General features: G+C 62.1%; 15 protein-coding genes. 7 read left to right on the top strand and 8 right to left on the bottom strand.

All coding sequences use genetic code 11. The features are described from left to right. Nucleotides 1-80 precede the first annotated feature (80 nt). Together VJS46_RS01660 and VJS46_RS01655 are read right to left on the bottom strand one after the other, a co-directional pair. Nucleotides 81-1376 carry a homoserine dehydrogenase gene (locus VJS46_RS01660; RefSeq protein WP_324057605.1) on the bottom strand — a complete coding sequence of 432 codons (1296 nt, stop codon included), beginning with the start codon at nucleotides 1374-1376 and terminating at the stop codon, nucleotides 81-83. Between the two features lie 61 nt (nucleotides 1377-1437). Beyond that, nucleotides 1438-2301, bottom strand: coding sequence for a hypothetical protein (locus tag VJS46_RS01655; protein ID WP_324057604.1), 864 nt, complete (start codon nucleotides 2299-2301; stop codon nucleotides 1438-1440). Between the two features lie 247 nt (nucleotides 2302-2548). Here VJS46_RS01655 and VJS46_RS01650 point away from each other — a divergent pair, with 247 nt between their 5' ends. From VJS46_RS01650 to VJS46_RS01635, 4 genes are all read left to right on the top strand, one after another. Further along, the gene (locus tag VJS46_RS01650; RefSeq protein ID WP_324057603.1) at nucleotides 2549-3199 is read left to right on the top strand and encodes an energy transducer TonB; all 651 of its coding nucleotides are present in this window, start codon (nucleotides 2549-2551) and stop codon (nucleotides 3197-3199) included. Between the two features lie 77 nt (nucleotides 3200-3276). Beyond that, on the top strand, nucleotides 3277-4047 hold the full coding sequence (locus VJS46_RS01645) for a MotA/TolQ/ExbB proton channel family protein (protein WP_324057602.1): 771 nt from the start codon (nucleotides 3277-3279) through the stop codon (nucleotides 4045-4047). 108 nt (nucleotides 4048-4155) lie between these two features. Then, nucleotides 4156-4644: a biopolymer transporter ExbD gene (locus tag VJS46_RS01640; protein WP_324057601.1), complete on the top strand. Its 489-nt coding sequence runs from the start codon at nucleotides 4156-4158 to the stop codon at nucleotides 4642-4644. A gap of 20 nt (nucleotides 4645-4664) precedes the next feature. Continuing rightward, a complete protein-coding gene (locus VJS46_RS01635; RefSeq protein ID WP_324057600.1) occupies nucleotides 4665-5090 on the top strand; it encodes a biopolymer transporter ExbD in 426 nt (141 codons plus the stop codon). 571 nt (nucleotides 5091-5661) lie between these two features. On the opposite strand, the gene VJS46_RS01630 is transcribed toward VJS46_RS01635, so the two are convergent. The 4 genes from VJS46_RS01630 to hisC form a co-directional block, all read right to left on the bottom strand. Next, nucleotides 5662-6495 (bottom strand): hypothetical protein, encoded by an 834-nt coding sequence (locus tag VJS46_RS01630; protein WP_324057599.1) that lies wholly within the window; start codon nucleotides 6493-6495, stop codon nucleotides 5662-5664. Beyond that, nucleotides 6495-6719, bottom strand: a complete 225-nt coding sequence (locus VJS46_RS01625; RefSeq protein ID WP_324057598.1) for a hypothetical protein — start codon at nucleotides 6717-6719, stop codon at nucleotides 6495-6497. Before VJS46_RS01625 ends, VJS46_RS01630 begins: the two co-directional genes overlap by 1 nt. A gap of 363 nt (nucleotides 6720-7082) precedes the next feature. After that, on the bottom strand, nucleotides 7083-7991 hold the full coding sequence (locus VJS46_RS01620; RefSeq protein WP_324057597.1) for a prephenate/arogenate dehydrogenase family protein: 909 nt from the start codon (nucleotides 7989-7991) through the stop codon (nucleotides 7083-7085). Further along, on the bottom strand, nucleotides 7991-9091 hold the full coding sequence (gene hisC, locus VJS46_RS01615; protein WP_324057596.1) for a histidinol-phosphate transaminase: 1101 nt from the start codon (nucleotides 9089-9091) through the stop codon (nucleotides 7991-7993). Before hisC ends, VJS46_RS01620 begins: the two co-directional genes overlap by 1 nt. Before the next feature lie 49 nt (nucleotides 9092-9140). Between hisC and VJS46_RS01610 the strand changes: the two genes are divergently transcribed. The 3 genes from VJS46_RS01610 to VJS46_RS01600 all read left to right on the top strand — a co-directional run bounded on the left by VJS46_RS01610 (nucleotide 9141) and on the right by VJS46_RS01600 (nucleotide 11667). Continuing rightward, a complete protein-coding gene (locus tag VJS46_RS01610; RefSeq protein WP_324057595.1) occupies nucleotides 9141-10667 on the top strand; it encodes a flavin monoamine oxidase family protein in 1527 nt (508 codons plus the stop codon). A 72-nt stretch (nucleotides 10668-10739) separates the two neighbouring features. Beyond that, nucleotides 10740-11060 (top strand): PilZ domain-containing protein, encoded by a 321-nt coding sequence (locus VJS46_RS01605; protein WP_324057594.1) that lies wholly within the window; start codon nucleotides 10740-10742, stop codon nucleotides 11058-11060. A 67-nt stretch (nucleotides 11061-11127) separates the two neighbouring features. Then, nucleotides 11128-11667 carry a peroxiredoxin gene (locus VJS46_RS01600; protein ID WP_324057593.1) on the top strand — a complete coding sequence of 180 codons (540 nt, stop codon included), beginning with the start codon at nucleotides 11128-11130 and terminating at the stop codon, nucleotides 11665-11667. Between the two features lie 41 nt (nucleotides 11668-11708). Here VJS46_RS01600 and VJS46_RS01595 read toward each other — a convergent pair whose 3' ends face one another. Both VJS46_RS01595 and VJS46_RS01590 read right to left on the bottom strand, forming a co-directional pair. Next, nucleotides 11709-11957 carry a hypothetical protein gene (locus VJS46_RS01595; protein ID WP_324057592.1) on the bottom strand — a complete coding sequence of 83 codons (249 nt, stop codon included), beginning with the start codon at nucleotides 11955-11957 and terminating at the stop codon, nucleotides 11709-11711. A gap of 64 nt (nucleotides 11958-12021) precedes the next feature. Next, complete coding sequence (locus VJS46_RS01590) at nucleotides 12022-12807, bottom strand: CpsD/CapB family tyrosine-protein kinase (protein WP_324057591.1); 786 nt, start codon at nucleotides 12805-12807, stop codon at nucleotides 12022-12024.

The following is a 12807-nucleotide window of genomic DNA, read 5'->3' as shown; positions in this document are numbered from 1 at the left end:
GACTCCTCTTCTCCGTCATTCCCGCGAACGCGGAAATCCATCCTTTCGCGGGAATGACGGAGTTTGGAACCTACCGCCGTTCAGTCCAATATGTGCATCAACATCGGCTGGTCGAGCAGGCTTTCCGAGCCGCTCAGCCGCTCCAGCGTGTCGCTGATGCAGGCGAGTTCGCCGACATGCGTGACGATCGCAACCATGACGCCGCCATTGCTGCTTTCGCCGCGCTGGATCATGCTTTCGATCGAAACACCGGCATCGCGCGTCGCAGCCGCGATCTCTGCAAGGACGCCCGGCCGGTCCTCAACCTTGAAGCGCAGATAGACGCGGCCAGTCCGTTTCCCGGCATCAGCCTTCGCCATGCGGTCGAGCGAATTGACCGGCATGGCAAAGGCAGGGCCATATTCGCCACGCGCCACGTCGATAAGGTCTGCGACCACCGCTGACGCCGTCGGGCCGTCGCCCGCGCCCGCGCCCTGGAAGAACAGGCGGCCGACGAAATTGCCCTCGGCGACGACCGCGTTCAAGGATCCGTCCACATGGGCCAGCGGATGATTTGCCGGCACCAGCATGGGATGCACCTGCTGGAACAGCCCGTCGGCACCCGTTTCGGCCATGCCGACAAGGCGAATGCGAAAGCCGAGAGCCGCCGCTTCGGCGATATCGGCGGCGATGACATGGCGGATGCCGGTCACGTTGACATTGTCGAAATCGAGCGCCGTGCCGAAGGCCAGGCTCGCCAGGATGGAAAGCTTATGCGCTGCGTCTATCCCGTCAATGTCGAAGGTGGGATCGGCCTCGGCATAGCCAAGCTCCTGTGCGTCCTTCAGCACGTCGGCGAAAGCGCGGCCCTCCTTTTCCATCGTGGTGAGGATGTAATTGCAGGTGCCGTTCAATATGCCATAGACCCGGCTGATCTCATTGGCCGCCGCGCCTTCGCGCAGCCCCTTGATCACCGGAATGCCGCCCGCCACCGCGGCTTCATATTTCAACGCCACGCCTGCTCTTTCCGCACCCTGGGCAAGATCCAGGCCATGGTGCGCGATCATTGCCTTGTTGGCGGTGACAAAGGGTTTGTTCGCCGCCAGACACTGCCGCGCCAGCGTCAGCGCAGGTCCGTCCGCGCCGCCGATCAACTCCACAACGGCGTCAATGTCGTCCCGGGCGGCAAGACTGCCCATATCGTCCACCCATTCATAGGCAGAAATGTCGACACCGCGGTCCTTTGTTTTGTCTCTAGCGGAAACGGCCGTGATGATAATGGGCCGGCCCGCACGCCTTGCAATCAGGTTCCGGTTCGTTTCCAGCAGGCGAATGACGCCGCCGCCCACAGTGCCAAGGCCCACGATTGCAATCCGCAATGCATTTTCACCAGACATTCGATCCCCGCTCATAAATCCATGGCGGCGCTGATAGCCGCGCAGGGCCCGAAATCCAAGGCTATGATTGAGATGCGCCGGAACTTGGCTGGGTTGCGCCGCGGGTCCGGCCGCAGGGGCCGAGGCCGCTGATCACGACGCCATAATCGGCCCGCGCCATTTGGGCGTCGTCGGGGGGAAGATTGGCGAGCGACTGCTCAGGCAACTGTCGCGGAAGGGAACAGGCAAGACGGTACCAAAGCAAGCTTCCTGGGGCCGGAATACTGGCCGATTCGTCGACAATTTCGCCCAGCGCCACCGCCCATCGGGGGTCCTGCCCAGGCCGGCGGAGAATCGACAGCGACACCGGATCACCCGTCGCCGTCTTCAGGAATATCTGGGTTTCGCCCTCGCCTGGAATGGAGCCCGCGGAATAGAAAGCACCGCCGACGCCAGTGATTCGCGGAGGCGCATCCGGCGCAACAGCCTGAACCAGAATGGCCTTCACCATCGCCTCTTTTTGGGGCGACCAGTCGATCTGTGCATCGGGTGCGACCAGTTGCACGAAGCTCGGCCGCCCACTCACAGGACGGGCGAACAGCAGCACATGGCGCTTCTTCAGCTTGGGCGCCTTGCCCCTGGAATCAAGTGGCAAATCAACAATGTAGCTGATGTCGCGGCCGATGCCGTTGCGGCCCCGGACGAGCTTTTGAACCCGTGCCTCGACATAGAAACGCAGGTGCCCCTGCGCCAGTCCGGCCGCCCGTTCGGCCTTCACCCTTGCGACCTTCCGCACCTCTGCCTCGATCACCAGCGGGGTGTCCGCTGCGAGATCGGCCAGATCGGCATAAGACAGCCCCCCGGCGGCAGAAACCTGCGCATTTCCGGGAATTGCGGCGAAAATCAGGCCAAAAATCGAACATGCGGTCAGGAGTTTTTGGATCATGGTTACTCTTGAGACTTGCCAGGGGCATCAAACTGTCACACAATTCTCCTAGCCGCTAGCCCTCGGCCGTGGAAGCGTGCGCGTCGATAAAGCGTTTGCGTACCAGGCCGGGGCGCGATAGAGGATTAAAAAAATAATCTAACAAAATTTTCTGGTGCACGGCGAAAGATGGATGTGGTTCTCCCGCTTCACCTTTCAAGAGGCACTCACTTTTTTTGGAAGCAGAGTTAAGGAGTGTCGTTTCTGAATGGCTTATGCTGACCACTCGATGAGTTCGAGCCGCGCGGCCTCGATCGTCATCGTTGCCCTTATCCATGCTGTCCTCGGTTATGCGTTTGTTACAGGCCTTGGCATGAAATATGTCAAAAAGGCGGCCGAGCAGCTTAATGTGATCGATGTGGAGGAAGAGCCGCCGCCACCTGAGGAGCCGCCGCCGCCGCCGCCGCCTGATCAGCCGATCGAGCCGCCGCCCGTCGTAGCGCCGCCGCCCATCGTGCAGACACCGTCTCCGCCGCCGCCCGTGACGACCGTCCGGACGCCGCCGCCGGTGTTCACGCCCGCGCCGGTCGCTGCCCCGCCCCCGCCGCCGCCGCCCAAGCAGGCTGCAAAGGGTGCCACCCCGCGTGGCAATCCCGGATCGTGGGTGACGCCGGACGACTATCCTTCCCGTGCTCTGCGCGAGGAACGGGCGGGTACCACCGGATTCCGCTTGGCGATCGATGCCGGCGGCAAGGTGACTGACTGTCAGATCACCTCGTCGAGCGGTCATGGCGACCTCGATGCCGAAGCCTGCAAGATGCTGATGCGCCGTGCACGCTTCAAGCCCGCCGAGGACACCCAAGGCAATCCCATGCCGAGCAGCTACGCCAGCCGCGTGGTTTGGCAGATACCACGTTGATTTCGAAGGCCGGTCTGGCGGACTTTTCTCCGGGCCGGCCTTTTTGCCCAACATATTGTTAGAGGAAGTTACTGAAAATGTTCATCCAGTTTGCAGCTGCAGCCGCCGCCCCGGCCGCTGAGAATCCCTATGGCCTGATGGAAGCCCTTGAGCAGGGCGGCGTCATTGCCTGGACCGTGTTCATCATCCTTTGCGGCATGTCCGTCGCGTCCTTCTACATTCTGTTCACCAAGCTCATCGAGCAGCAGAAGATCATCAACCAGGCGAAGAAGGTCCGTCAGACCTTCTGGCGCAATGCCAGCCTGAAGGAAGGCGCAGCCAAGCTGGAAAAGAACAGCGCCTACAAGCAGCTGGTCGACGACGGCATCGCTGCCCAGGAACAGTACACCAAGCTGACCGATCCCGTCGAAGCGCATGACTGGCTGCACGGTTCGCTCGCCCGTTCGGAAGCGGCGATCAACTCGAAACTGAACACCGGCCTTGCGTTCCTCGCGACCGTCGGCGCGACCGCTCCGTTCATCGGTCTGTTCGGTACGGTTATCGGCATCTACCGCGCGCTGATCAAGATCGGTGCGGCTGGCCAGGCATCGATCGACGCCGTTGCGGGTCCCGTCGGTGAAGCGCTCATCATGACCGCACTTGGTCTGGCCGTGGCCGTTCCCGCGGTGCTTGCCTACAACTGGCTGCAGCGCCGCAACAAGTCGATCTCCGAGAACCTCAACGCCTTCTCCGTTGACGTCCTTGGCTACATGGTGTCGGGCGGTCAGGTGAAGCCGACCAACACCGGCACGGTTGCCGCCGCGAAGCCCGCAGTTGCGGCTCCCGCTGCTGCCGCCAAGAAAGCCTGATTGTTCGGGAGGGCCGGTGCAAAGCCGGCCCTCTCCGCCAATCCCGCACATAAGCCGAAAAGGCCCGTGCGCAGGCGAAGAATGCTGGAAGAGTTAGGAATTTGATCAATGGCAATGAGCGTTGGATCCGAAGGCGGCGATGAAACCCCGATGTCCGACATCAACACGACGCCCCTTGTGGACGTCATGCTGGTGTTGCTCATCATCTTCCTCATCGCGGTCCCGGTCGTTATCCAGACGGTCGATCTTCAGCTGCCCAAGGTAGCTTTTGAACCCACGTCGACGAAGCCCGAAAATGTGTCGCTTTCCATAACGACAGAATCCAATGGCGCCTGTGCGGTCTATTGGAACATGACCCGGGTCAACTCGTCAGAGCTGCTGGATCGTGCGGTCGCCAAGCTGACGGCCGACATTGAAAAGGCGGGCGGTGTTGAGAACATGACGCCAGAGGACATGCCCGAAGTGCATATCCGCGGCGACATCAATACGCCTTATCGCTGCATCGGCGGCACCGTCTACACCATGCAGCGCGCTGGTTTCGCCAAGGTAGGGTTCATCTCAGAACCTGAACCCGGCGCCAACCGCATGCGGCTCTAAGAAGTTCAGGAGTATAGATCATGGCCATGAGTGGCGGCCGCGATGACGGCGAACCGATGATGGAAATGAACACGACGCCGTTGATCGACGTCATGCTCGTTCTCCTCATCATGTTCATCATCACCATCCCGATCCAGACCCACGCGGTGAAGATCGACCTTCCCCAGGAATCGGTCAATCCTCCGCAGAATGTCGTGGATCCCGTCAAGAACAAGCTGGCGATCGACGCTGCTGGCGTCATCACCTGGAACGGCTCGCCGGTCGATCTGGTGACCGTGCGCCAGTATCTCGACCAGACCGTGAAAATGGTGCCGGAGCCCGAACTGCAGTTCCAGCCGGACGCGCAGACCCGCTATGTCATCGTCGACCAGGTGCTTGCGGAGATCAAGCGCAGCGGCGTGACGAAGCTGGGCTTCATCGGCAATGAGCAATATGGCTCCTTCTGACCTTTAGGTCAGCGGAGTTCGCCGATAAGGGCGGAGCCACCGGCTCCGCCCTTTTTCTTTGGGCCATTTTGTTTGTGGATACCTTTGGGCCGCTTCGGCCCCCTCTCCTTCGGGGGAGAGGGCGGCGAAGTGGAGTTGAGCCGGGAGTGGGGAATAGAGCCTCCCACCATTTTGGGACTGTTTACAGTCCCCTCTCCCCAACCCTCTCCCCTGAAGGAGAGAGGGAGCTTCACGGCCACCTTTCACCCAACCAACCATTACCGGGGCTAAGGCCGGTGCAGCCGTTCAAGACGGCATCTTCACGGCCACGTGGAGAGGCGGAAGCGCGGAGAGGATATTGTGCTTGCGGCCCTTGCGCCCCCTGCGCGTCAGCGCGAACAAAGGCACGCAGGATTTCTCGCGCAGACGCGCAGAGGAAATGACGGATCATTCCCTACCCTCATCCCGCTTGATGTCGGCTTTGTTGCCGTATCCGGACAGGCGGGTTTGGAAAGGAGAAGGCAGGATAGCTGCGGTTTGTCAGCACACAATTCAGCGGGCAGGTGCCGACTAAAGTCGGACATTCCATGCCTTAGTAACCCTCTTCATCCGGCAGATCGATCACATCATGCACTGCAATGAGTCGGTAAGCGATCGGTCTGTCCGATCTCATCTCCACGTTAACATCGACATCGAAGGCTTTCTTGTAGACGTTCTCATCAGCGTCCGCGATCTCATGCCTTATGCGTTCTTCCGCCAATGTGGAGGCGTAGACGATCGGTAGGGGACGAGGATGGATCTTGTCGATCTGCACCAACTCGCCTGAACGCTTACCGGTCTTTGCATGAGCTACGTTCGTCCTCGTGAACACCATCATCACGCGGGTGTGATCCGCGTCGGTGGTCTTATCGAGTTCCATTTTGTGTTCAAGGAGGTTTTGTTCAGCCTCTCGTGCTTGTTTCGTGTCGAAGACGAATGCCGCTCGCTGCTCGCCATTCTCATAGACCGCCAATGACAGCGAGCCATCAGCATCATGTGCGACTGCCTCAACGGTGCGCAGCCAGTCAGCCAGATCTCCCTTGGAGGCTTTCGGTTCGCGGCCACCCTTCTTGAAGTAGTTGCGGAGTTTGCCGCCGTAGGTTTCTACGAACTTGGCGAGGTCATTGGCGTGCTTGATGCCAGCCAGCCCACCACCGATAAGAACCGGGGCAGTGACGCCAATATAGGGCACGAGTTCTGCGATGATGGAACCTGCCCGAACCTCACGCACGTAGAAGCGAGCGTTACCCTGTTCGGTAGGATATTCGCCGTCATGGAAGCGCTCGAACTGATTTCCGAATCCAACGAAAGCAGCGACGAAGTCATTTAAATCGATTGGCGTCTTCGTCTCGATCCTTAGGATCAAATGCGTGTCCTCATCTGCCATCAGAGAATGTCCAAGCCATATGCGAGGTCATAGAGGGGCGATGCGCGGAGATCTTTCTTGCGCTCAAGGCAAGTGATCCACTTCACCCGATCAAGCTCATTCTGCATGAGGGGGCAAGCTTCCAACATCGCAGCATAATGGAACTGCTCAAGTCGGATAATCGCGCTGCCGAACCATACAAGACAGGCCAGTAGCCCGACGATAACGATATTGCGAAAGTCCATGATGCTGCTCCCCCAATGGAAACCTAGCCCGTGAATGCTGTCTTGTCACCGCTGATTGAATGCCAGTTTGAACATCTTCATCGTGGCTTCTTTTGGATCACGATGCGGACGGCATCTGATTTTGGCGATCCAATATAGAGACGTCCCACCGCGTTCAGGGCAAGCGTGGATGTTTTGCGAAGGTCGCAGCCTTGAGGGCATCCACGGCGCCGGATCGCTGCATCCTATGAGGGGTGCTTACGCCAATGTCCGCTTTCAAGTGCACGGAAAGTTCAACTAAACGGCGTGAAGTTGCGCATTGCTACCAAGCCATCAGTCCGCCTTTCTCGTCTGACGCGCCTAACTCATCGTCAGGAATCCCCCTCACTCATGCGTGCGCCCGAAATCGGGCGCGGCATCATCCTGGCCTTCCTCGATGATCGAGCGGCGGATGGCGCGGGTGCGGGTGAATAGGTTGAAGAGGGCGTCGCCGTCATTCCAGCGGATGGCGCGCTGCAAGGCGGACAGGTCTTCCGAGAAACGTTGCAGCATTTCGAGCACGGCTTCCTTGTTGGCCAGGAACACGTCGCGCCACATGGTGGGGTCGCTGGCCGCGATGCGGGTGAAATCGCGAAAGCCGCCTGCCGAATATTTGATGACTTCCGACCGGGTGACGTCTTCCAGATCACTCGCCGTGCCGACGATGGTATAGGCAATAAGGTGCGGCAAATGGCTTGTAACCGCCAGCACCAGGTCATGATGCCCGGCGTCCATGGTCTCCACATTGGCGCCCAGCCGCCGCCAGAATTCGGACAGACGCTCGACCGGCAAGGGATCGGCTGCGGCCGGAGGGGTGATGATGCACCAGCGCCCCTTGAAGAGGCTCGCGAAACCGGCCTCTGGTCCGCTGTTCTCGGTCCCCGCGACGGGATGCGCAGGTATGATGGTGCGGCCGGGCAGGGCCTGCTCCAGCGCGGCCAATATCTCTGCCTTGCACGATCCCACATCGCTCACCACCGCGCCTGCGGGCAGGTCTGCGGCAATCTCCGCCGCTGCCGTGCCCATCGCGCCCACCGGAACGCACAGGATGACCAGATCGGCGTCGATCACGGCGGCGCCCGGCGTGTCGGTCACATCATCGCACAGCTTGATCCGCCCGGCGATCTCCCGCACCTCGGCGCTCGCATCATGTCCTGTGACCCGCACGCTCGGCATCTGCGCCTCGATGGCGCGCGCCAGGGAAGAGCCGATGAGGCCAAGACCGATGATCGCGACGCGCGAGAAGGGAAGCATCAGCCCTGTCCCTCCGCCATGCCGCGAAGCAGGCGGGCGATGTCGCGGGTCTGCGCCTCTGTGCCGATGGTGATGCGCAGCGCGCCGGGAAGCCCCTGACCCGGCAGCCAGCGGGTGGCATAGCCTGCCTCCATCAAGCCCTGATAGGCGGCTTCGGCGCTCAGCTTGCCCTCAAACAGCAGCAGCAGGAAATTGGCCTTGCTGGGCACCACCTTCAGCCCGTGATTGCCAAGCGCTTCCACTTCGCCCGCAAGCCATTCGCGCCATTCGCGGTTGTGCGCCCGGCTGGCCTCCACCCATTCGATGTCGCCCACCGCCGCCGCCGCCGCAGCCTGTCCGGCAGTGGTGACGTTGAAAGGCGCGCGGATGCGGTGCAGCGCGCCGATCACCTCCGCCGACGCATAGCCCCATCCGATCCGCTCCGCCGCCAGTCCGTAGATTTTGGAGAAGGTGCGGGTGACAAAGACATTGGGGGCGCTTTGGGCAAGCTCCAGCCCCAGATCATCCTCCTCCGGGTCCAGATACTCGGCATAGGCCTGGTCAATGACCAGCAGCACATGGGGCGGCAGGGCCGCGTGCAGCCGGGCGATTTCTTCGCGCGGAGAAAATGTGCCGGTCGGGTTGTTCGGATTGGCAAGGAAGACCACCCTCGTCCGTTCCGTCACGCAGCCAAGCAGCGCATCCACGTCGGTGGCATAATCCTTGTCCGGCGCGACGACCGGGATGGCCCCCACGCGCCGTGCCGCAATGTCGTAAACCGAAAAACCGTAGCGCACATACAGCACTTCATCGCCCGGACCCGCATAGGCGCTGGCGGCCAGATGCAGCAGCTCGTCCGAGCCCGTGCCGTAGATCACCCGGCCGGCGTCCAGCCCATATTGCGCGGCAATCGCCTCCCGCAGCAGCGCGGCGCCGGGATCCGGGTAGGTGGCAAGGTCAGCGGTGGCGGCGAGAAATGCCTCTCGCGCCCGGGGGCTGGTGCCTAGGGGATTTTCATTGGCGGACAGCTTCACCAGCTTGCGCCCGTCATCGCTGGCGGCCTTGCCCGGCACATAGGGGGAAATGCCGAGAATCCAGTCTTTGGGTTGCGGTTTTGTCATGCACGCGCTTTAGGATTGAAAACCGGCAAGAACAAGGGCGGGGGGCGATATGCGGACGGGCAGCGGATTGTGGCGAGCAATGGAAGCGGCGCGGCGCGCCAACCTTTCCGACAAGGCCATGCCTTCGCCCGTCCGGGGATCGGGCGGGATCAGCCGCCGGAAACTGCTCGCCGGAATGGCGGCGGGCGCGGCGGTGCCGCTTCTCGCGCCAGCCGGGGCTCGCGCCAGAACCGATATGCGCGTGGCGATCATCGGCGGCGGCCTTTCCGGCCTTGTCGCGCTCAAGGAGCTGACGGCTGCCGGCGTCCCGGCGCGGCTTTATGAGGCACGGGGGCGGCTTGGCGGCCGGGTCTTTACTTCCAGCAGCGGGCCGGTGCCCTCCGACGATGGCGGGCAGTTCATCAATGGCGATCATGCGGACATGCTGGCGCTCGCCCGGCACTATGACCTGCCGCTGATCGACCGTTCCGGGCTGAAGGGCCGCACCCTGATCCTTGATGGAGGGCGGCTGGTGCCGGAGGCTGAACTGGTGCAGGATCTGAGGCCCCTCGCCTCCCGCATCAGCGCCGATGCCGCAGCGCTCGACGCGGACTATGGGGCCGCAGCGCCTGCGCTCGATGCCTTGTCGGTTGCGCAATATCTCGACCGGCATACGGACGCGCTTGCCAAGCCCTATGTCCGTGCCCTGCTCGAGGCGACGGTGCGGACGGAATATGGGCAGGAACCGGGCGACGCATCGGCGCTTGAGCTGATCTTCAACCTTCCGGTGGCCGACGGCCAGCATGTCGAGCTGATCGGGGCCAGCGACGAGCGTTTCGTGCTGCGCGGCGGTTCGGGCGGTCTGGTGCAGGCGCTCAGCCGCGATCTCATGGCGCGAATACGCACGGGACATGCGCTTGCCGCGCTGGAGATGAACGGCGATCGGGTGAAGCTGCGCTTTGCCAATGGCGAATATGACGAAGCGGACCGGGTGATCCTGACCGTCCCCCCGCCGCTGTTGCGAGGCATTGATTTTGGCGGACTGCTGCCCGCGCCCTGGCGGGCCTTTGCCGCTGAAATGGATCTAGGCCGCAATGAAAAACTGAATGCGGCCTATCAGGGGCAGCCATGGCAGCAGATGGGCGCTACAGGCGATTGCTGGCCCTTGCCAGGCGGTTTTTCCGAAGTCTGGGACGCGACCGCCGGAGAGGGCGAGACGGGCCTGCTCACCTGGTTCATGGGCGCAGGCCAATGTGCGGCGGCAAGGGAGGCGGACGTGGCCGCTCTGCGCCGCTCCTTCGAAGCGTCGGTGGCAGATGCGCTGCCGGAACTTTCCGGCGCGGCGGCACCATGGCAACGGCGGACGGACTGGGCCAGCGATCCCTTCGCGCGCGGGGCCTATTCCTGTTTTCGTCCCGGCCAGCTTACCCGCTTCGCCGGCCTGTTCTGGGTGGAGGAAGAGGGGCAGGCAACGCAGCGGGCGTCGGCGGGGCCCCTCATCTTTGCCGGCGAACATCTGTCCGATGCCTGTCCTGGCTATATGAACGGCGCGGCGCAGACGGGCCGGTTGGCGGCCCAAGCGGTTCTAACCGGGTAAGAAAGATGCTCATTTTACCTCAACTTAAAGGATTTGGGCCATCTTTCCTCCGAATCACAAGGGCCGGGGTACATGGCGCGTTTGCCGCATAATCAGGATCGGGGAGTGAGATGGGCCGAGCGCCGGAAGGTGCAGATCGAGGCCAGCATTCGCGGCCACCGGCAAGTCCGCTTCAATGTCGATGTCATCGATCTTTCAATCAGCGGCTTTCGCTTCGAAACTCCTTTCTCCATGCATGCAGGGACGCGGCTATGGCTGAATGTCCCCGGCTTTCAGGGGCTGGAGGCAGAGATCAAATGGCATGAGGGCTTCACCTATGGCTGCGCCTTTACGGTTCCTCTCCATCCGGCGGTCTGCGACCATCTGGTAAGGCAATTTCCAACCGCCCCCTGACGGGGGCAGAGCGCGAGGCCTGGACAGCGTCGCTGGAGCATGGCTATGCTGGCGCCAGGAGGACCCGATGAAGAAGCTGACCGGCCTGCTCGCCATTTCCGCACTGTTGCTGCCAGCGCAGGCGTTCGCCTCGCTCGCCATGGGCGCCAAGGCGCCCGACTTCACCACGCAGGGTGCGCTTGCGGGAAAGACCTTCAAGCTGAACCTGTCGAGCGAGCTGCGCAAGGGACCGGTCGTGCTCTATTTCTTCCCGGCCGCGTTCACGCCGGGATGTACGGTCGAGGCGCATGAATTTGCCGAGGCGAGCGACGCCTTCCGCAAGGCGGGCGCGAGGGTGGTCGGCCTTTCTGCCGATCCGATTGAAAAGCTTCAGAAATTTTCGATCGAGGCGTGCCGCAACAAATTTGCGGTGGCATCCGCCTCGCCTGCGGTCATCAAGGCCTATGATGTGACACTGCCACAGCGGGAGGGGATGTCCAACCGTACCTCCTATGTAATTTCGCCCAGCGGCCGGGTCGTCTATGTCCATAGCGACATGAATCCGGCGGATCATGTGAAGAATACGCTGGCCGCTGTCCGTTCGCTGAAGGTGAAAGCGGCGGAATAGCGGTTGGGTGCCTGCGGCGAACATACGCGATCCCGAACGCCTCAGGCGTGACGGCCGAGCGCCGTCTGGATCATCCTTTCCCAGGTCCCATTGGGGGCAAAATCCACCGCGCGCATGGCGGCGTCAGGCTCCCGCATCGTCTTCAGAACGGCGACGGCATCATCGACATAGCCGGGCCACTGCTTGTCGACAATCTCGGCCACTGCGGTTCCGGGAGGCGCGGCACCCTCCGCATTGCGGCTGAAATGCTGGCCCGCAAGGACGCGGGCGATGCGTTCCACCATGTCCATGTCAGTTTCCTTCCTGCTTGCTCCGAAGGAACCCGCCGGGACGATTCCTGTTCCAGGTGGCCCCTCACCTGTAATAGTAGGACTGGTCGAAATCCCTTCTCCGCCCGCTGAAGATCGACCTGTTGAGCACGGTCCCGACAAGCGGGATCGCCTCCATCAGCCGCAGCGCCTCCCGCACTTCCTCTGCGCGGGTCTTGCCTTCCTCGACGACCATCGCGACGCCGTCCAAATGCTGGGCAAAGAGCAGGATGTCGTCCACCACCAGCACCGGCGGCGTATCGATTATGATGATCGGATCGTCCCCGCGGGCGCGCAGGGTGGAAAGCAGTTGCGGCAAAGCCTCCCTGCCCAGCAGGTCGGGCGACTGGGGCTGGGGCACCCGAACCGGCACGATGCCGAGATTGAGGTCCTCGACATTTTGCAGCACGTCCCAGGGCTCGGCCTCTCCGGCGAGATAATCGTCCATGCCGCGTTGCACAGACAGGCCGAAGCGCCAGCCCACCGCAGGGCGGCGCAGGTCGAGGTCCAGCAATATCGTCGGCCGCACCCGGCTGAGCGCCGCAACGAGGTTGGTGGTGATGAAGGTCTTGCCGTCAGCGGGACGGGTAGAGGTGATCGCCAGCACGCGGCCGCCCGAGCGGACGAACCCGTTCAGCAACTGCCACCGCAGGAAGACAAAGCTCTGTGCCCTGGGATCGAGATTGTCGAAACCGAAAATGCCATTTTCGACCAGCCGCGCGCGGTCGAGCCGCACTGTGTGGCGCCGCCAGCCTTCCCCATCGGTCCGCCCCTGAAGCTCGTCGGTGGAGGACAAGGTGGAGGTCAGGATCCTGTTCAGTCCGGTCGCCAT

The sequence above is a fragment of the Rhizorhapis sp. genome (genome assembly GCF_035276005.1).
Lineage (GTDB): Bacteria > Pseudomonadota > Alphaproteobacteria > Sphingomonadales > Sphingomonadaceae > Rhizorhapis.
Note: the sequence above shows the minus strand (reverse complement) of the source record. Positions and strands in the feature narration are given on the sequence as shown.